The organism is Streptomyces sp. NPDC028368 (assembly GCF_055565615.1).
Window position 1 is genome coordinate 1 of record NZ_JBVHTY010000008.1, and the last position, 21842, is coordinate 21842.

Annotated in this window: 19 protein-coding genes; 11 read left to right on the forward strand and 8 right to left on the reverse strand. The window is 66.8% G+C overall.

The features are described from left to right. Positions 1-327, forward strand: a 327-nt coding sequence (locus ACZ4S3_RS19395; protein ID WP_467935642.1) for a transposase, incomplete at its 5' end; no start/stop codon positions are given. Positions 328-387: 60 nt separating this feature from the next. Here ACZ4S3_RS19395 and ACZ4S3_RS19400 read toward each other — a convergent pair. Both ACZ4S3_RS19400 and ACZ4S3_RS19405 read right to left on the reverse strand, forming a co-directional pair. After that, positions 388-720: a hypothetical protein gene (locus tag ACZ4S3_RS19400; RefSeq protein WP_467935646.1), complete on the reverse strand. Its 333-nt coding sequence runs from the start codon at positions 718-720 to the stop codon at positions 388-390. Between the two features lie 159 nt (positions 721-879). Then, positions 880-1332, reverse strand: a complete 453-nt coding sequence (locus tag ACZ4S3_RS19405) for an Lrp/AsnC family transcriptional regulator (protein ID WP_467935651.1) — start codon at positions 1330-1332, stop codon at positions 880-882. Between the two features lie 147 nt (positions 1333-1479). Between ACZ4S3_RS19405 and ACZ4S3_RS19410 the strand changes: the two genes are divergently transcribed. After that, positions 1480-2490 carry a DMT family transporter gene (locus ACZ4S3_RS19410; RefSeq protein ID WP_467935656.1) on the forward strand — a complete coding sequence of 337 codons (1011 nt, stop codon included), beginning with the start codon at positions 1480-1482 and terminating at the stop codon, positions 2488-2490. Between the two features lie 1060 nt (positions 2491-3550). On the opposite strand, the gene ACZ4S3_RS19415 is transcribed toward ACZ4S3_RS19410, so the two are convergent. From ACZ4S3_RS19415 to ACZ4S3_RS19430, 4 genes are all read right to left on the reverse strand, one after another. Continuing rightward, positions 3551-4084, reverse strand: a complete 534-nt coding sequence (locus ACZ4S3_RS19415; protein ID WP_467935661.1) for a GNAT family N-acetyltransferase — start codon at positions 4082-4084, stop codon at positions 3551-3553. Between the two features lie 280 nt (positions 4085-4364). Then, positions 4365-4748 (reverse strand): hypothetical protein, encoded by a 384-nt coding sequence (locus ACZ4S3_RS19420; RefSeq protein WP_467935665.1) that lies wholly within the window; start codon positions 4746-4748, stop codon positions 4365-4367. A gap of 162 nt (positions 4749-4910) precedes the next feature. Then, positions 4911-5615 (reverse strand): SDR family NAD(P)-dependent oxidoreductase, encoded by a 705-nt coding sequence (locus tag ACZ4S3_RS19425; protein ID WP_467935669.1) that lies wholly within the window; start codon positions 5613-5615, stop codon positions 4911-4913. Then, positions 5612-6649, reverse strand: coding sequence for an amidohydrolase family protein (locus tag ACZ4S3_RS19430; protein WP_467935673.1), 1038 nt, complete (start codon positions 6647-6649; stop codon positions 5612-5614). Before ACZ4S3_RS19430 ends, ACZ4S3_RS19425 begins: the two co-directional genes overlap by 4 nt. A gap of 131 nt (positions 6650-6780) precedes the next feature. Here ACZ4S3_RS19430 and ACZ4S3_RS19435 point away from each other — a divergent pair, with 131 nt between their 5' ends. From ACZ4S3_RS19435 to ACZ4S3_RS19460, 6 genes are all read left to right on the forward strand, one after another. Beyond that, the gene (locus tag ACZ4S3_RS19435; RefSeq protein ID WP_467935677.1) at positions 6781-7833 is read left to right on the forward strand and encodes an Lrp/AsnC family transcriptional regulator; all 1053 of its coding nucleotides are present in this window, start codon (positions 6781-6783) and stop codon (positions 7831-7833) included. 225 nt (positions 7834-8058) lie between these two features. After that, positions 8059-8919, forward strand: coding sequence for a LysR family transcriptional regulator (locus ACZ4S3_RS19440; RefSeq protein WP_467935681.1), 861 nt, complete (start codon positions 8059-8061; stop codon positions 8917-8919). A 114-nt stretch (positions 8920-9033) separates the two neighbouring features. Further along, positions 9034-9900 (forward strand): NAD-dependent epimerase/dehydratase family protein, encoded by an 867-nt coding sequence (locus tag ACZ4S3_RS19445; RefSeq protein WP_467935685.1) that lies wholly within the window; start codon positions 9034-9036, stop codon positions 9898-9900. Between the two features lie 39 nt (positions 9901-9939). After that, positions 9940-10830 carry a cation:proton antiporter domain-containing protein gene (locus ACZ4S3_RS19450; protein WP_467935687.1) on the forward strand — a complete coding sequence of 297 codons (891 nt, stop codon included), beginning with the start codon at positions 9940-9942 and terminating at the stop codon, positions 10828-10830. A 456-nt stretch (positions 10831-11286) separates the two neighbouring features. Then, positions 11287-12939, forward strand: coding sequence for an aa3-type cytochrome oxidase subunit I (gene ctaD / locus ACZ4S3_RS19455; protein ID WP_467936448.1), 1653 nt, complete (start codon positions 11287-11289; stop codon positions 12937-12939). A gap of 4 nt (positions 12940-12943) precedes the next feature. Continuing rightward, on the forward strand, positions 12944-13336 hold the full coding sequence (locus ACZ4S3_RS19460; protein WP_467935692.1) for a cytochrome c oxidase subunit 4: 393 nt from the start codon (positions 12944-12946) through the stop codon (positions 13334-13336). Positions 13337-13410: 74 nt separating this feature from the next. Here ACZ4S3_RS19460 and qcrB read toward each other — a convergent pair whose 3' ends face one another. After that, on the reverse strand, positions 13411-15060 hold the full coding sequence (gene qcrB / locus ACZ4S3_RS19465; RefSeq protein WP_467935696.1) for a cytochrome bc1 complex cytochrome b subunit: 1650 nt from the start codon (positions 15058-15060) through the stop codon (positions 13411-13413). Positions 15061-15489: 429 nt separating this feature from the next. On the opposite strand from qcrB, the gene ACZ4S3_RS19470 reads away from it, so the two are divergent. The 3 genes from ACZ4S3_RS19470 to ACZ4S3_RS19480 are packed head-to-tail and all read left to right on the forward strand — an operon-like array spanning position 15490 to position 18921. Then, positions 15490-16932, forward strand: a complete 1443-nt coding sequence (locus ACZ4S3_RS19470) for a family 2B encapsulin nanocompartment shell protein (RefSeq protein ID WP_467935700.1) — start codon at positions 15490-15492, stop codon at positions 16930-16932. Between the two features lie 20 nt (positions 16933-16952). Next, complete coding sequence (locus tag ACZ4S3_RS19475) at positions 16953-18014, forward strand: family 2 encapsulin nanocompartment cargo protein terpene cyclase (protein WP_467935705.1); 1062 nt, start codon at positions 16953-16955, stop codon at positions 18012-18014. A 31-nt stretch (positions 18015-18045) separates the two neighbouring features. After that, positions 18046-18921 carry a geranyl diphosphate 2-C-methyltransferase gene (locus ACZ4S3_RS19480; RefSeq protein WP_467935710.1) on the forward strand — a complete coding sequence of 292 codons (876 nt, stop codon included), beginning with the start codon at positions 18046-18048 and terminating at the stop codon, positions 18919-18921. 77 nt (positions 18922-18998) lie between these two features. Here the strand turns inward: ACZ4S3_RS19480 and ACZ4S3_RS19485 are convergent, their stop codons facing one another. Continuing rightward, on the reverse strand, positions 18999-21110 hold the full coding sequence (locus tag ACZ4S3_RS19485) for a SpoIIE family protein phosphatase (RefSeq protein WP_467935714.1): 2112 nt from the start codon (positions 21108-21110) through the stop codon (positions 18999-19001). Positions 21111-21842: the final 732 nt, after the last annotated feature.

Sequence of the window (21842 nt, forward strand, 5' to 3'; positions counted from 1 at the left end):
CAGGTCCACCTGATTCTCGACAACTACGCGACCCACAAGACGCCGGAGATCAAGAAGTGGCTGCTGACACACCCACGCTTCCACCTGCACTTCACGCCAACCAGTGCATCCTGGCTGAACCTGGTGGAACGGTGGTTCGCCGAACTCACACAGAAGAAGCTCAAGCGCGGCGTCCATCGCTCCGTCCAGGCCCTCGAACGTGACATCCGGTCCTGGCTCGCCAACTGGAACGAGCAACCCAGACCCTTCACCTGGACGAAAACAGCCGACGAAATCCTCGACAAAATCGCCGCCTACTGCCACCGAATCTCTGACTCAGGTCACTAGTAGTGCTTCGTCAGGTCGGGGCTGCGCTGATGCTGTGCGGGTGAAAGGGGTCCGCCTGGATCAATGCCCGGGCGGACCATGGCCGTCACCCTGGGAGGCGGCCTCCCGGATCAGCGGCTCGAACTCCCGCCGCACGTAAGTGTCGAACGGCTCCGTCAGCGCGCCGTCGATCACCCGCCGCACCCGGTGCTTTGCCGCGAACTCCTTGATCGCTGCGCGGGAGTCCGGCTCCACACCCCCGCCAATGATCAGCACCCCGAACTCCTCGGTCTCCAACAGCTTCCGGGCCTCCTCGTCGGTGCTCACTCCCTCCGTGTCGAAGCCGTCCGCGCGCAGCGCGCTCAGCACCTCCGTCACCCTGGCGGGCGTCCTTCCCAGCACTAGCGTTCTCATGGTCGCTCCTCTCCGGTACGTCGGCATCGGTGCACCCGAACCTAGAACCTCAACTCGACTTGAGGTCAACCCCAACTCCCGCCCCACCCCGACAGCCACATGATCCGCCGGACAGGGCCTAATCCCGGTGACCCGCTATGGGCGAGGTTCACGCCGGTGTCACGTCGGGCCGACGATCTTCCTGCGCATGTGCCCGTAGACCACCGATGTCCGTACGTCGGCTAGTTCCGGGCGCTTCGTCAGCTTGTCCAGGACCACGGCGTGCAGATGGTCGGTGTCCCGGACGGCGACGTGCACGAGGAAGTCGTCGTTCCCGGTGAGGACGAAGAGTGAGATGACCTCGGGCATCTGCTCCAGGAAGGTCTGGAAGGACTCGATCACCGCACGGGTCGGCGGGCGGACCCGAACGGCGATCACCGCCTGCAGCCCGCGGTCGATCGCAGCGAGGTCCACCTCCGCGTGGAATCCCGTCAGGACGCCGCTTCTGCGCAGCGCCCGGATGCGCTCCAGACAGGTGGAGGGGGCGATACCGAGTTCCTGGGCCATGTCCCGGTTGGTACGCCGACCATCCTCCTGGAGCATGCGCACCAGCGCCGAATCTAGTTCGTCCACGCGTCCCCCATCTCACCGGATTCCGAAGGTAATTCGGACTCTTCACATCATTCTCGATGATGTTGTTAGCCTCCAGCCTAATGGGCTGACGTTTATTCGGTAACGATGCGATCGGCGCCGATGGGCTGCGGATAGGGGCGACTTGAGATGCGGGAACGCGGACCGACGGTGGGGGCGGTGTGTGCCGTCATGGCGGCCGCGCTGATGTGGAGCAGTTCGTACGCGGTGACCAAGCGGGTCCTCGACGATGTCGGCCCGCTCAGTATCGGCGCCGTCAGATTCACGCTCGCGGCAATACTCCTCGGCGTGCTGGTCCGGCTGGGCCGACGCCGCCCGGCCCGCCCGGACGCCAGGCAGCGGCGGCAGCTCTACCTGAGCGGATTCCTCGGCATCACCGTGTACTTCGTCTTGGAGAACGTCGGCGTCGATCTATCCACGGCCTCCGATGCGTCGCTGATCGTGGCCACATACCCGCTGATGACGATGCTGGTGGAACTGGTCGCCTTCCGTACCCGGATGCCGCTGCCGAGGGTGGCAGGGGTGCTCCTCGCCACCATCGGCGCCTTCCTCGTCGTACGCAACGGGGCCGAGGTGGGCGGCAGTTCACGCTGGCTGGGGGACGTACTGCTGCTGCTCGGCGGTCTTGCCTGGGCCGGCTACAACGTGCTGGGCAAGCGCGCGAGCGCCGGCCAGGACGCCGCGAGCGTCACCTACTACCAGACCCTGGCAGGCGCGGCCGGGTTCGTGCTCGCATCGCTACTGGAGGCAGGCGACTGGCGGATACCGGGCGCAACGGCCTCAATCCTGCTGGCCTACCTGGCCGTGGCATGCTCGGTCGGCGGCTTCCTGCTCTACAACTACGGCCTGCGCAGGATGGCTTCGAGCGTCGCGGTGAACATCCTCAACCTGGTCCCGGTCTTCGGCGTCATCGGCGCCATCGTGATCAACGGGGAGTCGGTCCGGCTCGCCCAGGTAACGGGTGGCGTGATCATCATCGTCGGGGTGGCGCTGGGCATGATCGAACGGAGACAGGGAACCACAGCGAAACCGGACATGGAGAGAAACGAACCTTCCGGGACTGCGACCGCGCGGACTACGGTGAACGCCGGCCCCATGCCGGACGAGCCTGAAGCGGGAGTGTCAGGTTCTTGGGTCTGACACGAAAAGGTCCCGCAGTTCAACTTCGCGCTCAGACTGTGGGGAGGGAATCGAAGCGGTTGGCCGGCCCCAGGCTCCGCACACCGCCACCAGCGGCGCGTCCGTCTTCCACTTGAGGGTCGAATGGCGGGAGGGCGGGGCTGACCTGCGGCTTTGCCGTGAAAACCCTGCGGACCAGGGGAAACTACGCCCGGTAGTTCTCATTGGTCCGCAGGGTCTTTCGGTGCATTGTGCCCTGTGTGCGCCCGGCAGCATCTTCACCCCGCGGGGGCGGCCACCAGCGTGCGCGCAGTCATGGGCTCAACCAGGACACGGTCCAGGACCTGCCTGGCATGCAGGAAATGGGCGGTTGCGAAATGTCCCTGCAGAGCCCCCAGGTCAGTCCGCTCCTCGACAACCACCATGCGGGCCGTGCCAGGGTCTGCCCCTCTACCAGGCCCTGGACCTCCTCCAACACCTCCTGGCCACCTGGCCACCTGGCCACCTGGCCACCTGGACCGGCACCTGCCCCACCTGCCACCAACACACCCCATGGCAGCCCTACGACACCACATAACGAAGCACTACTCGGGCGTGTCGGAAGTGCTCTAGGTTGGCTGACGTGAGTGCGCGGGGCGGAGTTACCGATATGTCGGACCGGTCGAGCTGAAGACTGCGTGGATCCGCTCCCCGCCACCAAGGTCCTGACCCGTATCGGCGCTCTTGTCGAGGATCGCCGTACCGAGCTGTGGGACTCCGATATCCCCGCGTAGAGAGCTAGTGGGGCAGCGGCGACTGTTGCCGAGTGCCAGCAGGCTGGGGATCTCGTCGATGGCCACCGTCGAGCCACAGTGTCCAGGACGACACCTCGTGGGGAGGGATGCGCCTGCCCGGGGCAGACTGCATCTGCCCCGGGCTCCGTGGGCCACGGTGCCCGTGTTTGCCGTGCCCGCAGTGCGGCGCGAGCAACCCGGTGGGTGCCAGGACTTCCCAGCACAGCTGTCCGTGGTGGCGACCGTCGTCCGGCCCGAGGTGGACGATGCGCTCGGCTGTCTCGTGACGATCCGACGACTCTGCCGGTTCACGCCTCGAACTCGGTGAGATCAATGGCGTGAACGCGCAGCGGAAAGCCGTACACCGGGTGGGTCGTCTCGCGCTCCAGCACCATGCCGAGCTTGCGGATGACGTTCTCGGAGGCGTCGTCACCCGCCCGGCTGATGCTGATGACGCGGTCGAGGCCACGGTCCTGGAGCGCGAACTCCAGCGTGGCCTGGGCGGCTTCGGACGCGTATCCCTGGCCCCAGAACTGTGAGCCGAGCCGCCAGCTGATCGCCACGGCGGGCGCTACCTCCGGCAGGAATTCGGGCACGGACAGACCCGTGAAGCCCGCCAGTTCGCCCGAGGCCAGCAGCTCGACGGCGAAGAGGCCGAAGCCCTCGTCGTCCCACTCCTCCTCCCACCGCTCGATGTCCTCTGCCGTGTCGTCCAGGTCGCGCACCGAGCCGTCGTCGATCCAGTGCATGACCCGCGGGTCCGCGTTGATGTCCGCCAAAGGCACAAGGTCGTCGTCATTCCAGCGGCGGAGCAGGAGGCGGGGGGTGCGGATCTCGGTCATGACGCCCATCCTGCCGAAGGCAAGCCCCTCATAGGTAATCGCCACTCGCCGTGCTGCCGCTCCAGGCCCCCAAGGCATCGGGCCGCCGCCACCCCACGCTGTGACCATCCGACGCGTTCCTGCCGGCCGACGCCCGCGTCGTGCGAGCTCGGGGCACGACTCCAGGGACGGAGGGTCTGGGCTCCGGGCGGATGAACGCCGCCGACTATTCGTCGCCCGTCTAACGGCTGACCCGCTGACTGCGGCTGTGGTGAGGTTCGGCCGACTCGGCACTCCAACGTCAGAGGAAGATGAGCTCGACGCCCTCGTCCATACAGAGGCGCAGGACGACCGTCAGCTGTTGGGCGTCCTCGATGTGCTGCTGGAGGAGCGGCTCGTCGGGCTCCCGCTGCCATTGACCGATGATCGCTTCCAGGCGGGGCAGCATCGCAGCGCACTCGGCAGTCGAGAGGTCGTCACCACCGACGTCCGGGTGATCGAGGAGCGGTTCCAGAACGGTGGAGACCTCACTCCACGGACGGCCGCCCCCGAATCCCCGCATCTCGGAGAGGACAAACCCCTCGGCCCGTGCGAGCCGTTCCCGGAAGGCACCGAATCCGGTGTAGGACCAGGCGACGTCCGGGCTGCTGGTGTCTTCGTCTCCCGGGAACAGGATCAAACCCACGTCGTCCTCCTCGCTCGCGAAGTGGACAGGATCGGCCGGAACAAACGGCGCCGGCAACTGAAATGATCGCCGGGTGGTTGGGCGACAAAGCGGAAGGGCTGGGGCCCGGCCCGATCGTAAGCGGGTCCGCGCTGGGTGGGCCGCGGCTCGGTGCCGTGTTTTTCACCAGGCGACGGTCTGGCCGCGGTAGTCAAGGTATTGCAGGCCGGCGCGGCCGCGTTGTGCGTCGATGGTCGTGACGAGGTTGGGGATGCTCTCGCTGATGGTGAGGCGAGCGTTAGGGCCGCCGAGCTCGGTCTTGACCCAGCCAGGCGCCATCAGAAGCAGCGTTCGGTTGTCGTCGTGGTGACGGGCGGCGTAGCTGCGCATGAGTTGGTTGAGGGCGGATTTGCCGGCTCGATAGATCTCAAAGCCGCCGCGTTCGTTGTGGGTGATGCTGCCTTGGCCGGAGGACATGATCGCGATGGTGCCGTTCGGGGCGATGAGCTCGCTGAGCGTTTCGATGACCCGCATCGGGCTCAGCGCGTTGGTGATCATCAGGCGGGTGAACTCCTCGGTCGTGACGTCCGCGGTGGTCTCCTCCGGACGATTGGTGACGCCCGCGTTGACGAAGAGCAGATCGAACCTGCGGGCAACGAGCCGGTCGCGGAGGGCTTGGACCTGCTCAGGCGCGTTGATGTCCAGGTGCTCGATCTCCAGCCGCCCGCCGGCGGTGTCTCGCAGCTCGTGCAGGGCGGTGCGGGCAGGACCGCGGACGGTCGCCACGACACGAGATCCCCGGTCGATGTATTCCGCGGCGATCGCGTAGCCCAGGCCGCGAGAGGCGCCGATGAGGAGAAGGGTGGTGTTCTCCGAGACCGAACTCATGACTGCTCCTGAAGCCCCACCGGCACCTGGACGTCCGCCTCGGAGGGAGGCTGTTCCAGGCCGTAGAGCGACTCGGCGTTGGCGTGGGCGACCTTCTGTTGATCGTCGCGGTCGGGAAGCGTTTGCAGAAAGTCGGTGATGGTCGCGGCTTCGAGTCGGTGGAAGGGATAGTCCCCTGAGAGCAGGATGCGGTCGACGCTTGTGTAGTCCAGCGCATGGCGGAGCAGACGTGGGGTCAGCATGCCGCTGGTCGCGATGTGAATGTTGGTTGCGAAGTACTCGGCGACTCGCCGCTCGAGGTGGGTTGCAACAGTGGAGAGGCTGTCGATCCGGTCAAGCGCGAACAGGAGCATCTCGCCCCAGTGACCCAGGACGATCTGCAGGTCCGGGTGGCGGTCGAAGGTGCCGCGCACGATGAGGCGAAGCGCCGCAAGTCCTGCCTCGATATGCCATCCCCAGCCGAAGGTGGCCAGCGCGAGGTCGATGGTCGGGTCAAACCCGCGGTAGGACGCCTCTCGGACCGCGTTCGGGGGAATCTGAGGATGGAGGAACACGGGCCGCCCCAAGCCGGCGGCGGTCGCGAGCAGTTCGTCGTAGACGGGGTCATCCAGCGGGCGATCGCCGCTGCGGCCGTAGGACATGATCCCCACGTGGCCGGGCGCGTCCGCGGTTCGCTGGAGCTCGGCCACCGCTGCGTCCGGGTCTGACATCGGCAACGTCGTCATTGCCCTCAGGCGGGTCGGATAGCGAGTGGCGGCCTCGCTGGCGCGGTCGTTCGCGTCACGGCTCAGCGCTACCGCCTCGCGGGCCGGGAGCCCGTGAGTCCCCGGCGGGGCGATCGAGAGGATCTGGACGTCGATGCCCGCCGCGTCCATCGCCTCAACTCGTTGCTTGCCGATGTCGCGCAGACGCGCGGGGATGTCCCCTCGGTCGTTCAACGCCACGCTCTCGTCTCGCGCCCCCGCCGGCCGCGCTCGCAGCGCCCGGTCGATTTTCGTGGTGGTCCAGTGCTCTTCGATGGCGATGACTCTCATCACGCTCCTCCACACCGCTACCAGCGGCAACCATGTACGGATCCTGCGCTCTTTCCGTCGTGCTCGTGCAAGCCTCGGCCAGGCGCGCTGCACAACGGTCCGAAAACGGCACCTTCTGTATGATTGCCGCTATGCCACGTCCGGTGATCGCTGATTCCGTCACCTTGGAGCCTGATGATGTGCGAATCCTTCGTGCCCTTCAGGTTGATCCACGGGTCGGATTCGCGACCGTGGCGACGGTCCTGGGGCTCTCCGAGCTGACCGTCGCCCGCCGCTACCGCCGCATGCGGCGTGCCGGGGTGATCCGGGTGATCGGGGTAGTCGACCCGGGAGCGCTCGGGCAGAGCCGGTGGATGGTGCGCCTGCGCTGCCGGCCCGGCAGCGTCACGGCCATCGCCGAAGCACTCGCGCAACGCGACGACATCAGCTGGGTCGCCCTGAGCGCTGCCGGCTCCGAGGTCACCTTCGCCGTGCGCTCGCGATCACAGGAGCAACGCGACGACCTGCTCGGCCGCCGACTCCCCCGCACCGCCGCCGTGCTCGACCTACAGGCGTCGGTGATACTCCGCCAGTTCCTCGGCGGACGCGGGCACTACTGGGCCGCACTCACCGGAACCCTGACCCCCGAGCAGGAGTCAGCCCTCGGGCCCGGCGACAGGCCGTTCACCGAAAAGCCGGTCGTGCGGAATCAGCCGTCGCAGCTCAGCGCCCATGACGAGAAGCTGCTCGCGGCCCTCGCCGCCGACGGACGGGCCAGTCTCGTCGACCTCGCAGCGGCTGCCGACCTCACCCCGGGCCGAGCGTCACGGCGTCTGCACGCACTGCTCTCCAGCGGAGTGGTCCACATCGACGTGGAGATCGCACCGATGGCCCTGGGATTCCGAGCCCGAGCGAACCTGTGGATGCGAGTTCACCCAGCCAAGATCAAAACTGTCGGGCGGGCGATGGCGCAGATGCCCGAGGTGGGATTCGCCGCCGCAGTGTCCGGACCGTACAACCTCCACGCCGCCGTCCACTGCCACGACCTCGACGGACTCTTCGAGTTCACCACCGACCGCGTCGGAACCCTGCCCGGCGTCGAAGGCATGGAGATCAGTCCCGTCTTCCGCCAGATCAAGCAGGCCGGAACCCGAGTGGACGGCGACCGCCTGAGCGACCCGCCGAGCGACCACAGCCGCGGCTGACGCCCCCGACAGAGAGCATCCCTCGCGAGGAACGAACCGGAACCAGACCTTGATCTGCTCACCTGCGTTCTCCATCGATGGCGCTCTTCGCATTTCCCCACCTGGTGCTCAGCGGTTGGCCAAACCTGCTCAATTGATCTCCCCGACGACACGGTCCGGACGAACTAGGCTGGAGCATGGCGTCTACGTGGTGCGAGATATGGCGTCTACACGGTGGGAGATGTCGTGGATGTCGATCTGCGCAAGATGCGCTACTTCGTGGCTGTGGCCGAGGAGTTGCACTTCGGCCGGGCCGCGGGGCGGCTGCACATCACGCAACCGGTGCTGTCCCGGCAGATCCGCGCGCTGGAGCAGGAGCTGCGCGCGCAGCTGTTCACCAGGAACAAGCAGACCACCGAGCTGACGGCCGCCGGCCATCAACTGCTGGAGGACGCGCGCCCCCTGCTGGCCACCGCGCAGGCCCTGTGCCACCGGGTCCAGCAGGCCGCCCACGGATCTTCGGCGTTCACGGTCGGCTTCATGCCCGGGATCACCGTGACCGGCGCGGTGCGCGCCTTCTCCGCCAGGCATCCCGAGCTGAGTGTGCAGGTGATGCGCACTTCCTGGGGTGACCAGGTCCAGGGCGTGCACGAGGGCCTTCTCGACGTGAGCTTCGTGCGGCTGCCCGTTGACCATCGCGGCCTGGAGCTGCGCCCGCTCTTCCGGGAGCCCCGCGTCGCCGTACTGCCGGCGGACCACCGGCTGGCGGGCAAGGAGTCCATCGTTATCGCTGATCTGGCGCCCGAGCGGCTGCTGCAGGACCCCGACGCCGTCCCCGAGTGGCGTGACCTCCCCGAGCGGACCGGCGGCGAGGAGGCCGGGCCGCGGCCCTCGTTCGCCACCGTCGAGGAGAAGCTGGAACACGTCGCGACGTCCGGGGGCGTCCTCGTCCTTCCGCTGTCCACCGCGGTCTATTACACCCATACCGATGTCGAGCATGTGCCCATCGACGACATCGGCCCCAACGAGGTCTGCCTTGCCTGGAGCGCCGGCCGTCGCTCCCCCCTGCTCCCGGAGTTCGCCGACATCGCCGCTACCCAGCACTGATGCTCTGGGGGCATCACCGCTGACGGAAGAGGTCTTGGACGCCTGCCGCGGCACGGGGCCAGGGTGGAGGAGCGGCGGAATCCTCGGCCGCTATCGACAAGGACCGTGAGAGCGATGCAGATCTTCATCACAGGCGGCTCCGGCTACATCGGCCGCTCCACCATCCGGGCACTGGCCGGGCACGGCATCGGCGTGACGGCGCTGGCGCGCAGCGTGCACGCGGCACGCACCGTGTCGGACCTTGGTGCCACCCCGGTTGCAGGGGCGCTCACCGACACCGATGTCCTCCATGAGGCGGCCCGCCGGGCCGACGGGGTCATCCACGTCGGGGTGGACTACGCCGAGGGCACCGCGGACGTCGACCGCGCAGCGGCGGAGGCGCTGCAGGACGGCGTGGGAAGCGGTCCCTATGTGCACACGGGCGGGGTGTGGGTGTACGGAGACACCGACGGGGTCGCCGACGAGGACGCCGCGCTGAGCCCGCCGCGCATCACCGCTTGGCGGCTGGAGAACGAGAAGCGGGTGCTCGCCCGCGCCGCCACCGGAGAGCACCCGGTGGTGGTGATGCCAGGGCTGGTCTACGGCCGCTCCGGCGGACTGGCTCAGTCGTTCTTCGTCGAGCCGGGGCGCACCGCAGGTGCCGTGCCCTGCATCGGGGACGGCTCCAACCACTGGGCGCTGGTCCACGTCGACGACATCGCCGAGCTATACGTCCTGGCCCTGAACGCCCCGGCCGGTTCCGTTTACGCCGGGGTCAGCGGCCAGAACCTTCCGCTGGCAGACGTCACCCGGGCCCTCAGCCACGCCGCCGGATGCCCGGACCGGATCGAGTCGCTGACCCTCGAGGAGGCCGTACGGCGGATGGGCCCGATCGCCGAGGCATTCGCCCTCGACCAGCAGTTCAGCGGCGACCGGGCGCGCCGCGAGCTCGGCTGGACGCCTACCCGTCTCGACGCCCTGGCCGAACTCGCCCAGGGCTGAACCACCAGGGAAAGGGGTGCCTGCCCCATCGGGAAGGCGGTGCCTAATGCGGGCGCCAGAGTGCAGATCAACGGCTTCTGGGAGGTGAGCACCTTCATCCTCAACAGTGCCCTGTTCGTCCTGGTGGGCATCCAGACACCCGCCATCGTGAGCGCGATCAGCGCCGTCTCCCTGGGACACGCCGTGGTCACCGCGTTGCTGGTCGGCGGCGTGGTGATCGCCGCTCGCCTGCTGTGGCTGTACTCGGTGCCCTACCTCCTCCGCGTCGTCGACCGCCGCCCGGTCCAGCGCACGCTGCGCTCCGGAGCCCGGGAACGGTTCCCCGTCGCCTGGAGCGGGGTGCGCGGGGCCGTGTCGCTGGCGGCCGCCCTCGCTGTCCCGACCACCACGGCCGCGGGCCGGCCGCTTGGGGGACACGGCCTGCTGGTGTTCACCGCAGTGGCCGTCATCCTGGTCACGCTGGTCGTCCAGGGGACGACCATGCCCGCGGTGGTCCGCTGGTCCGGGCTCCACGGCGATGCCATCGAGACCACCGAGGAGCGCCGCGCACATCGCCAGATCGTCACCGCCGCGATGGAGGCGCTTCCCGACCTCGCCGAACGCCTGGACGCACCACCGGAGACCGCCAACGCCATCCTGAGCGAACTGCACGAGTACGCCACTGAGGACGCGGAACCGTCCGACGCCACCGGGCCCGGCGTGCGGGCCGGGCTGGAACTGCGCCGCGCCCTGATCGGCGTCAAACGCAGCGCCCTGATCCGCCTGCGCGACCAGCGCACCATTGACGACATCGTCCTGCGCCGGCTGCAGTCGGTCCTGGACAGCGAGGAAGTCAGGATCGAGCTGGCCCTGCGTGCCTTCACCGGCCGGCCGCCCTCGCCACCGGCCGACGGCACGGCCGATCCGCGCGGCGGGGCGCCCGGGGAGTGAGCGACCGCGTCCGATCCTGGGATGTGATCTTCCGCCGGCCAACTCCCTTGCTTTCAACCGGTATTGACGTGGACGACGACAACGGACACGGTCGCTCCGATTCCTGGAGCCGCATCCCAGGCTTCGCCGGTACACCGTCCCGAGGGACACGGCGAGCCGGAACGTCGCCCACGGCCGGGGCGGGGTAGAACACCCATCGGCTCGAACAGTAGGGGCGGGCAACCCACCGGACAATGGTTTACGCCGCTCGACGTGAAAGCGCGCAAAAATACCCTCTCAATGATGTCGGGAAGAGCCCGCCGTGTCGTCGGCATGGTATTAGGTAGGCACCATAAGGGGCGATGGAGAGTTATTGTCATATACGCTGCCCCGCAAGGAACAGGGAGTCCGATGGCGCAGCTTGAGCGAGCCGTCCATAGCGGGGAACAACAGAAAGACCGCTCCGTTCCCGGCCGGATGATGGTGCACTGGATCACCACTACGGACCATAAGGTCATCGGCAACATGTACATGGTGACCGCCTTTGGATTTTTCTTGCTCGGCGGAACGCTGGCCATGCTGATGCGAGCAGAACTGATGCGTCCGGGCCTACAGATCGTGTCCAATGAGCAGTACAACCAGCTTTTCACCGTGCACGGCACCATCATGATGCTGCTGTTCGCGACACCGATGTTCGCGGGCTTCGCCAATGCGGTGATGCCGCTCCAGATCGGATCCCCGGATGTGGCTTTCCCCCGGCTGAATGCCTTTACTTACTGGGTTTTTCTGCTCGGTGGGCTCATGGTGGTTTCCGGGTTCCTGGTTCCCGGTGGCGCCGCGTCGTTCGGCTGGTTCGCCTATGCACCGCTCAACGGACCGGTCTTCTCTCCCGGCAAGGGAGCAGACTTGTGGACCATGGGCCTGGTGGTTGCCGGGCTCAGCACGATTTTGGGGGCGGTAAATTTCGTCGCAACCATTGTCTGTCTACGGGCACCAGGCATGACGATGTTCCGTATGCCGATCTTCACCTGGAATGTACTGTTCACCTCCATTCTTGCCCTCCTGGCTTTTCCGGTGCTGACCGCCGCGCTCCTCGTCCTGGAAGCGGACCGTAAATTCGGGGCTCATGTCTTCGACGCCGCATACGGTGGCGCCGTGCTATGGCAGCACATGTTCTGGTTTTTCGGGCATCCCGAAGTTTATATCGTCGCCCTGCCGTTCTTCGGGGTCATTACCGAAATCATTCCGGTGTTCAGCCGTAAGCCCGTCTTCGGGTATGTCGGCATGGTAGGTGCAACCATTTCCATCACGATGCTTTCCGCTTCGGTCTGGGCGCACCATATGTTCGCGACCGGGGCCGTGCTCTTGCCCTTCTTCTCCGTTATGTCATTCCTTATTGCTGTGCCGACCGGGGTTAAATTCTTCAACTGGATCGGCACCATGTGGGGCGGCAGCCTCTCGTTCGAAACACCCATGCTCTGGAGCATCGGATTTTTGGTGTCATTCCTGCTGGGTGGGCTGAGCGGCGTACTCATTGCCTCTCCACCGCTGGACTTTCACGTCACCGACAGCTATTTCATTGTCGCTCATCTGCATTACGTTCTGTTCGGCACGGTCGCTTTCGCAATGTTTGCGGGGTTCTATTTCTGGTGGCCCAAGTGGACCGGAAGAATGCTCGACGAGAGACTGGGCAGGGTGCATTTCTGGATGTTGTTCACGGGGTTCCAGGGAACTTTTCTGGTACAGCACTGGCTGGGCGAGATGGGAATGCCTCGCCGCTATGCAAACTACCTGAGCACGGATGGCTTCACCACGTTGAACACAATTTCCTCCGCCAGCTCATTCCTTCTGGGGGCCTCTACGCTGCCGTTCCTGTTCAATGTCTGGCGCACCCGCCGCTATGCCGCCAAAGTGGAAATGGACGACCCCTGGGGCTTCGGTCGATCTCTTGAGTGGGCGACATCCTGTCCGCCGCCACGCCACAACTTCCACACCTTGCCGCGAGTACGCTCCGACTCCCCTGCCTTCGACCTGCATCACCCGGAGTTCGGAACGGGCGGAGTCGCCCTGAGCCCGGCTGGCGGCGGGCGAACGGACGACAAGCCCACTCCTGACCCCCTGAGCGAGTGAGCCCATGAAAATCGAGACATATCTTTTCGGCGGCGTGGCGCTCTTTTTCGGTGGGACCGCTGTGGGTTACGCGTGGTGGTCGGACAGCGAGCCGGCAGGGACCGCTGCGCTGATCGTCGCCTGCATCATGGCGTCGCTGGTCTGTTTCTTCCTTTTCATGCAGTACCGCAGGCGCGGCCTCCGCCCCGAGGACCGCAAGGAGGCCGAGGTGCAAGATCGCTCCGGCCCCCTGGACTTCTTTCCGCCGCACAGCATCTACCCGATGCTTACCGCTGTGGGATTCACGGTCGCTGCGCTCGGCGTGATCTACGGGGCGTGGCTGTTCCTGATGGGCATCGGGGTGCTGGCCGCGGGCGTCTTCGGTTTTGTGTTTCAGTACGGAAACCGCGACAGCTGAGGTGCTGTGGACCGCGGGTCGGGTGAGCTGCGAGGCAAGGGCACTGCTGCTGTGGTGAGCCGGCGGGTGCGTGGTCACCTTGAGTCGCGCGGCGGTGCGTTCAGGGCAGCGATTTTTTCTTGCTGTTCCGCAGTTGCCGGCATTTCCACCTGGTCGCGGTAGTACCAGCGGCCCAACATCGCCCGCAGACGTTCGCGCCGAGGCAGCGCCTCCGGCACCACGGAACGCCGGTCCGCCCCGGCCCCGAGTCCCGAGGGTGCCGGGTTCGACCGTGCGAGCAGCGTGAACTGCTCCTGGTGGGCCAATGCCTTTCGCCCTTCGGCCAGACCGCCGTAAACCGACTGGCTCACCAGGCCCGTTTCGTCGCCCTCGATGAGCCTCTCCCGTTCACGCCGCTGCAGTGCCAGACAGATCCGTTTGGTGATGAGGAACGACAGCGGCGGCGCAGTCACGACCGCCACCCGGAAAATCCACGTCAGGGTGTTCAGCGACAGTTCGAAGCCGAAGGCGATGATGTCGTTGCCGCCGGCCAGGAGTAGGACCGCGTAGCACACGAGGGCGGCCACTCCCAGGCCAGTTCGGGTGTGCCGTTCACGCGGCCGGTCGCACAGATGGTGTTCGCCGTGGTCGGCGGTCAGCCATCGTTCGAAGAAGGGGTAAAGGTAGAGAGCCATGAACAACAGTCCTGGCAGTACGACGGCGGGCAGGAACACGTTCCACATGATGCTGTGGCCCCACAGCTGGGTCTCCCATGGGGGCATCAGCCGCAACGCGCCTTCCAGGAATCCCACGTACCAGTCGGGTTGAGCGCCGGTGGAGACCTGGTCCGCGCGGAAGGGGCCATAATTCCAGATCGGATTGATCTGGGCCACCGCGCCGAGGACGGCCGTGCATCCGAAGAGGATGAAGAGCAGGCCGGTCGACTTAGTGATCCACTGAGGCACCATCGGCTGCCCCGTGACGCTCCTGTTCAGCTTTCCCGGACCGCGCCACTGTGTGTGTTTGAGGAAGACCACGAGGATGAGATGTGCCGTCACCATGGCGATGAGAATGCCGGGCACCAGCAGGATGTGGACCGTGTAGAGGCGCGGAATGATGTCATGCCCTGGAAATTCGCCGCCAAAGGCGAAGAAGGACAGGTACGTGCCCACGACCGGGATGGATCCCATGATGGTGTCCGCGGTACGCAACCCGGTACCGGAGAGCAGATCGTCGGGCAGTGAGTAGCCGCAGAACCCCTCCAGCAGCGCGAGCAGAAACAGTGTCACCCCGATGACCCAATTGCCCTCGCGTGGTCGGCGGAAGGCACCGGTGAAGAAGATCCGCAGCATGTGCACCCCGATGGACGCGACGAACGTCAAAGCCGCCCAATGGTGGATCTGCCGGATCAGCAGCCCGCCCCGCACATCGAAGCTCAGCCTCAGCGTGGAGGCGTAGGCCTGGGTCATGCGGGTGCCGCGCAACGGGACGTACGAGCCGTGATAGGTGCTCTCCGCCATGATCGGGTCGAAGAACAGCGTCAGGAAAATGCCGGTGAGGACAAGCACGATCAGGCTGTAGAGCGCCAGTTCGCCCAGCAGGAAAGCCCAGTGGTCCGGGAAAGCCTTGCGCAGCAGCTTCCCCGCATCGGCTGCGGGCAGTCGTTCATCCAGTCGATGGAATCCGCGTTCAGCTGCGTGGCGAGCCTTGCGCGCCAGACGCTCTTCACTCTCGCGGAAAGGCATGCACCGTGCTCCCTCGTCCCGTACAGCAGCCGCGCATCTCCGCCTCGGCCTTGCGGATGACTAACCGTTACCTGGATTCCTCAATCGGGTACGTCACACGTCTGCAGGGCGAGTCCCGCTGGTCCCGCGGTCCCGGCAATCCGTGATCCGCCGGACCACCATCAGGTGCCGGTCCGGCGCCCGGTGCGCGTGTCCACCTGTTCACCCGTGCACCCGTGCACCCGGGGCATGCGGCGGCCTGAGGGCGTGCGGCGGCACGGTCGTGCGCCGTCTGCCTCGATCTGGGGTTTGCGCCTCCTGGACGCGAGTCCGCCCCCCTTCACGCCGTACCGGCGTGTGCTCCCGCCTGTTTCGCTTGATCTTGCGCACGGGCCACCTGGCTCACCACCGGCCGTCTTCCTCATTTCTGTTCACGTCCCGGGAGGGAATGTGTCCGTACCGGACAGTGTCACCGGTTCCGCTACCGAAGAGCCCGCTCTCGACCCATCCGCAGACACTGCGCTCACCAGCCTCAGCACACAGGCCGCGCGCCAGCTGGCGACCACGACCAAGTCCGAGCCCCAGATGCAGGCCATCACCTCCCGATGGCTGTTGAAGATGCTGCCGTGGGCGGACGTCAAGGGCGGCGCCTACCGGGTCAACCGGCGTCTGCAACTCCGCGTCGGCCGGGGCCGTGTCCAGTTCGAGCACAACGGGGCGGACGACATCAGGGTGATTCCACAGACGCTCACCGAGCTGCCCGTCCTGCGCGGCTACCCCGACACCGAGGTCCTCAGGGAGATCTCCGGCCGCTTCCGTGTCCGGGAGGTCCGGGCCGGCCAGGTCCTCTTCGAGGCGGGGCAGCCGGCCACTGAGGCGTACCTCGTCGTCCACGGCCGGTTCGTCCGCTACGCGGTCGGCAAGTACGGCGAGGAGGAAGTCCTCGGCGTCGTCACGGACGGCGACCAGATGGGGGACGAGGCGATCGGCCGGCCCGACCCACTGTGGCTGACCTCGGTCCGGGCCGAAACCGCGGGCGTACTGCTGGTGCTGCCCTGGGACGTGATCCAGGAGTTCACCGACCGGGTGCCTTCCCTGGGCGCACACCTGACGGCGTACGCGGAGCGGCAGCAGCTCCCCATGAACCGCAAGGGAGAGGCGGACGTGCCGGTGCAGGCGGGGCATGTCGGCGAGCCGACGCTGTCCGCCGGCTTCGTCGACTACGACCTCGCCCCACGCGAGTACGAGCTCTCCCTGACCCAGACCGTGCTGCGGGTGCACACCCGCGTCGCCGATCTCTACAACGACCCTATGGACCAGACACAGCAGCAACTTCGGCTCACCGTGGAGGAGATCCGCGAGCGCCAGGAGTGGGAGCTGGTCAACAACAGGGAGTTCGGACTGCTGCACAACACCGACTACGGGCAGCGCATCAGCACCTACACCGGCCCGCCCACCCCCGACGACATGGACGAGCTGTTGTCCATGCGCCGCAAGACGCGGCTGTTCCTGGCCCACCCGAAGGCGATTGCCGCCTTCTTCCGGCAGTGCAACAAACGCGGTCTGGTGCCTGGCACGGCGAATGTCGAGGGGCACGAGGTTCCCGCCTGGCGCGGAGTTCCGATTTTCCCGTGCGGCAAGATCCCGATCAGTGACGCGCACACCAGCAGCATCATCGCGCTGCGGACCGGAGAGGCGGACCAGGGTGTCGTCGGCCTGTTCCAGACAGGCATCCCCGAGGAGTACCAACCCGGCCTGAACGTCCGGTTCATGGGCATCGACAAGGCCGCCATCATCAACTACCTCGTCACCGCCTACTACTCGCTGGCGATCCTCGTGCCCGACGCAGCCGGAATCCTGGAGAACGTCCAGCTCGGCCGGAGCGCCGACTGACCAGCTGTGGAGTACGCATCATGAGCACGCCCCCGAACACCGCCACCGCCGCGTTTTCGATGCCCGGCCCGCCAACCGTCGCCCGCACCCCGCGGACCCGACGCGGCGGAGCCATCCCCGGGCTGAGGTACCGGCCCGTCGCCCCCGCCGACCCGGAAAAGGCCCAAGAAATCGACCGCAGGTTGGAGGCCTGGGCCCGCCAACTGGATCTGTTCCCCGCGCAGTGGACCGGGGACTTCACCGAGTTCCAGTTCGGCCGGGCCGTCGTCCTGCAGCATCCCGGTGCGGCCGACCTCGAACACCTGACCGTCGCGGGCAAGCTGCTGCTGGCGGAGAACATCGTCGACAACTGCTACTGCGAAGAGGACGAGGGCAAGGGTGGCGCGCACCGCGGCCTGGGCGGCCGGCTGATCATGGCCCAGTCGGCCCTCGACCCCTTCCACGGCACCGTCGAAATGGAGGAGGAGTGGTGCCGCGGCGTGCAGGCCGACGGGCCACTGCGCTCATACCACTGGGCCCTGAAGGACTACGCGGCCCTCGCCACCCCGAGCCAGACCGACCGGTTCGTCCACGACATCGCCCGGTTGCACCTCGGCTATCTCGCCGAGGCCGCCTGGGCGGAGACGCGGCATGTGCCTCAGGTCTGGGAGTACATGGTGATGCGGCAGTTCAACAACTTCCGCCCCTGCCTGTCCCTCGTCGACGCCGTGGACGGCTACGAACTGCCCGAAGCGCTCTACGCCCGCCCCGAGATCCAGCGGATCACCGTCCTGGCCAGCAACGCCACGACCATCGTCAACGACCTGTACTCCTTCACCAAGGAACTGGCGAGCGATCCGAACCACCTGAACCTGCCCCAAGTGGTCGCCGCCAACGACCAACGCGGCCTGAAAGCCGCCTACTTGAAGAGCGTCGAGATCCACAACCAGATCATGGAAGCGTTCGAGACGGAGTCAGTCCCGCTGTCCGCCACCTCACCCCTCGTCGAGAGGTACGTCCAGGGCCTGGCCGACTGGGTGTCCGGCAACCACGAGTGGCACGCCACCAACACCGACCGCTACCAGCTGCCCAACTACTGGTAGACCGATCCCGCTCCACAGCAAGGAGTCACCGTTGACCATCGCTCACGCCGACACCACCCGCACGCCGGTGCCGACCCAGTCCACATATCAGTCCCGCGTTGCGGACTACTGGAACGCCGAGGAAAACCCGGTCAACCTCGAACTCGGAAAGATCGACGACCTCTACCACCACCACTACGGCATCGGGGACGCTGACTGGTCGGTGCTGGACGAGCAGGACCCCGACCAGCGCCGCGAACGGGTCACCGGCGAACTGCACCGCCTGGAACACGCCCAGGCCGAACTCCTCGCCTCCCACCTCGGCAACCTCTCTCCCACCGACCGCGCCTTCGACGCCGGGTGCGGACGCGGCGGCGGCAGCGTGGTCGCGCACCTGCGCCACGGCTGCCACACCGACGGGGCCACAATCTCCGCCAAACAGGCCGGCTTCGCCAACGAGCAGGCCCGCAAACGCGGCATCGACGACAAGGTGCGCTACCACCACCGCAACATGCTCGACACCGGCTTCACCTCCGGCGCGTACGCGGCGTCCTGGAACAACGAGTCGAGCATGTACGTCGAGCTGGACCTGCTGTTCGCCGAGCACGCGCGGCTGCTGCGGCGCGGTGGACGCTATGTGGTGATCACCGGCTGCTACAACGACGCCTACGGGCGCGCCTCCCGCGAAGTCTCCCTCATCAACGCCCACTACATCTGCGACATCCACCCCCGCTCGGCGTACTTCCGCGCGATGGCCCGCAACCGCCTCGTCCCCGTGCACGTTCAGGATCTGACGGAGGCCGCGCTTCCGTACTGGGAGCTGCGCCGGCAGGCCGACCACCTGGTCACAGGCATTGAGGACACCTTCTTGACCGCGTACCGCAACGGCAGCTTCCAGTACCTGATGATCGCCGCCGACCGGGTGTGAGGTCGCCGGGGCCGCGCCGCGCGTGGCGCGGCCCCGGCGGGGCGGGCAGTGGCTCGATTGCGGGCGCCGCTGCCCCGTCAGCCCGGTGCTGCCGCGTCGGTGTCGGTCGCGTCGGTCGTGTACGGGCAGGCTCGGACGATGAGCAAGGCCACGTCGTCGTGCTCCCAAGGTGTGCGCAGCGTGTACAGGAGCACGTCGCAGGTCTCCTCCAGGGACCGCTGAGGTCCGGTGAGAAACGCGAGGAGGGCGTCCAGACGTTCATCTATGGCTTGGTTGCGGGTTTCGACCAGGCCATCGGTGTAGAGGACCAGTTCGTCGTCGGGGTGCAGGGTGATCGTGGTGGTGTGGAACGGCACGTCACCGACGCCGAGCGGGGCGCCGGTGGGCAGGTCGAGCAATTCCGCTTCCTGACCGGGGCGGACCAGCGCAGGGGGCAAATGTCCGGCGTTGGCGATGCGGCACTGGTGATCGTGGGGGTCGTAGACGGCGTAGATGCAGGTGGTGATCGTTTGCCCCATGCGGTCGGAGAGGTTGTCGAGATGGTGCAGCACCTGGTCGGGCTCGAGGTTGAGTTCGGCGAAGGCGCGGGCCGCGCTGCGCAACTGCCCCATGGTGGCGGCGGCGCTGACGCCGCTGCCCATGACGTCACCGACGACGAGGACGGTCTTGTCGCCGGCAAGGGGGAGGACGTCGAACCAGTCGCCGCCGATTTCACTGGCGACCGAAGCGGGCTGGTAGCGGTAGGCGATCTCCAGTCCTGGCCGGGGTTCCGGGCACTCGGGCAGGAGACCGCGCTGAAGAGTGAGAGCGGTGTGGCGTTGGCTCTCGTACCAGCGCGCGTTGTCCATGCACAGGGCCGCCCGCGCCGCGAGCTCGCCGGCGAGAACCTCGTCGTCGTGGCGGAACGGTTGTGGATTGCTCGTGCGTCTGAGGTCGAGGGCGCCGAGAACATTGCCGCGGGCGATCAGCGGCACCGCCAGGTAGGAGTGGAGCCCGGCTCGGGCCAGGCGGTCGGCGGCCTCAGGGCAGTGGGCGATACGTGGCAGATCGCTCTCGCCCACATGCGGCACGACGACGGGCCGGCCGGTGTGCACGCACTCAGTGACCAGCCGGTCTGCGCCGTACTGGGCGAGTTCGCCCGGCGGGTCGACGACGGCGGCCGACTCCGCCGTCGATGCGGTGGAGACCGCCAGGACACGGAATGGTGCCGGACCGTCGAGTGAGTTGACAGGCGAGAGGTGGGTCAGGACACCGTCGAGCACATGTACGGCGGCCACGTCGGCCAGCGTCGGCACGGACATCTCGGCGAGTTCCCGCGCAGTCTGATCAACGTCCAGCGTGGTCCCGATCCGCAGGGAAGCTTCGGCCACGAGCGCCAGATTCCGCCGGGCCTGCATAGCCTCGACCGTGGCGCGATGCCGCTCGGTGACGTCCACTACCGAGATAGCTACCCCCAGTACCTTCCCGTTCGATGCCTCCAGCCGGTAATAGGACACGGACCACGCATGCTCGTACGGATCAGCGGCGGTGTGCCCGATGGACTCCTGGTCAACGATGGGGGTACCGGTGGCCAGGACCTTCCGCATCGCGGACTCAATGGCCTCGACGTCCAAAAAGGGAAGAGCCTCGCGGACACTGCGGCCCACATGGTCGGCAGCGGGCAGCCCATTGATGCGCTCCAACGCCGGATTGACGCTCACGTACCGCAGATCGGTGTCCAGGACCGCCAGACCGATCGGAGACTGGGAGACCAGCCGGGTGGACAGCGCCAGATCCCGCTCCACCCCGCGCAACGTCGCCTGGCCGGTCGCCAGCCCCAAGGCGTACAGGTCCTTGTTCTGGTCTTCCAGCCGCATGTTGCGGAATTCGACCAGCTTGGTGCTGCCGTCCTTGTGCCGCACGGGGAAGACGCCCGCCCAGCTCCCCTCGCCCGCCATGACCTGGGCGAACAGGTGGATCACCAGTTCCAGGTGTTCTTCGTTCACCAGCAGGCGTCCGGCAAATTGGCCAAGGGCCTCGCTAGCCGCGTAGCCGAAGAGCTCTTCGGCCTGAGGACTCCACAAGACGATCCGCCCGTTACCGTCGAGCATGACAGCGGCTACGTTGAGTACATCCAGCAGATCGCCCGGCTCAGCCGTCACATCCTGCTGCAGAGCGTCCCGGGCAGAGGAGGACTCGGCTGCGCTCATCGCAGAACTCCTTTCGAGCGCGTCGGTCACGGCTCCTCCGCAGTCACCGGCCGGGAGAGTCGACGCCCCACCTGCCACTCGAAGGCCGGGGGGCTGCCTCACGACGGGCGCGGAATCTCGGTGCGACGCCCTGCCGCCCGCCCCCCTCCGCAGGGAAGAGGGAGGTCGCGCAGGGACGGGCCCTTCTCACAGGCTAGCGTCTTTGTCCATATTCGGGCGGTGTGAATGCCCCACCCGGGTATTGCCGCAGTTGTCACCTACGTGTGCTCCGGGGGAAGGAAGTGTGCGTCCCGGCGGCTTTGGGCGCCTTGCGGGCCTTACGGGCCTTCCTGGCCTTGCGGTCGGCCTTTGCGGTGGTGTGCCTTACGGACTCCGCGGACTAACCGTCAGCGAGGCCAGCTATACGTAGGGTGATTGCTTTCTGTGCCATAAGGGCCGTCCCGTAATGCAGCGCAAAGGCGATCGGCGCATTCCCCATTCCCTCCCCGCCGCCCAAGGGATCACGGATATGGCGAGCAGGAAGCCGACCCCATTCTCTCGATGGGCGGCGCCGGGGTGCGCGGCGTCCAGCGCCGCCGAGGGTCTGAGCTCGCACCGGACAGGGCGATCGCCGACGGGTGGACAACCACGCGAGGCTCCCGGTAGATGGTTGATCTTGGTCGACAACCCGTCTACCAGGAGCTTCCTCGTTCCGGCAGGTCCATCCAACTAGCATTCCTCACACTGGAGTTG

What these genes read in the sequence shown, in the direction of transcription:
- ACZ4S3_RS19435 (WP_467935677.1), top strand. Translation starts at nt 6,781, where the DNA reads ATGCCACGTCCGGTGATCGCTGATTCCGTCACCTTGGAGCCTGATGAT.
- ACZ4S3_RS19445 (WP_467935685.1), top strand. Translation starts at nt 9,034, where the DNA reads ATGCAGATCTTCATCACAGGCGGCTCCGGCTACATCGGCCGCTCCACC.
- ACZ4S3_RS19485 (WP_467935714.1), bottom strand. Translation starts at nt 21,110, where the DNA reads ATGAGCGCAGCCGAGTCCTCCTCTGCCCGGGACGCTCTGCAGCAGGAT.
- qcrB (WP_467935696.1), bottom strand. Translation starts at nt 15,060, where the DNA reads ATGCCTTTCCGCGAGAGTGAAGAGCGTCTGGCGCGCAAGGCTCGCCAC.
- ACZ4S3_RS19460 (WP_467935692.1), top strand. Translation starts at nt 12,944, where the DNA reads ATGAAAATCGAGACATATCTTTTCGGCGGCGTGGCGCTCTTTTTCGGT.
- ACZ4S3_RS19425 (WP_467935669.1), bottom strand. Translation starts at nt 5,615, where the DNA reads ATGAGTTCGGTCTCGGAGAACACCACCCTTCTCCTCATCGGCGCCTCT.
- ACZ4S3_RS19400 (WP_467935646.1), bottom strand. Translation starts at nt 720, where the DNA reads ATGAGAACGCTAGTGCTGGGAAGGACGCCCGCCAGGGTGACGGAGGTG.
- ctaD (WP_467936448.1), top strand. Translation starts at nt 11,287, where the DNA reads ATGATGGTGCACTGGATCACCACTACGGACCATAAGGTCATCGGCAAC.
- ACZ4S3_RS19410 (WP_467935656.1), top strand. Translation starts at nt 1,480, where the DNA reads ATGCGGGAACGCGGACCGACGGTGGGGGCGGTGTGTGCCGTCATGGCG.
- ACZ4S3_RS19430 (WP_467935673.1), bottom strand. Translation starts at nt 6,649, where the DNA reads ATGAGAGTCATCGCCATCGAAGAGCACTGGACCACCACGAAAATCGAC.
- ACZ4S3_RS19415 (WP_467935661.1), bottom strand. Translation starts at nt 4,084, where the DNA reads ATGACCGAGATCCGCACCCCCCGCCTCCTGCTCCGCCGCTGGAATGAC.
- ACZ4S3_RS19475 (WP_467935705.1), top strand. Translation starts at nt 16,953, where the DNA reads ATGAGCACGCCCCCGAACACCGCCACCGCCGCGTTTTCGATGCCCGGC.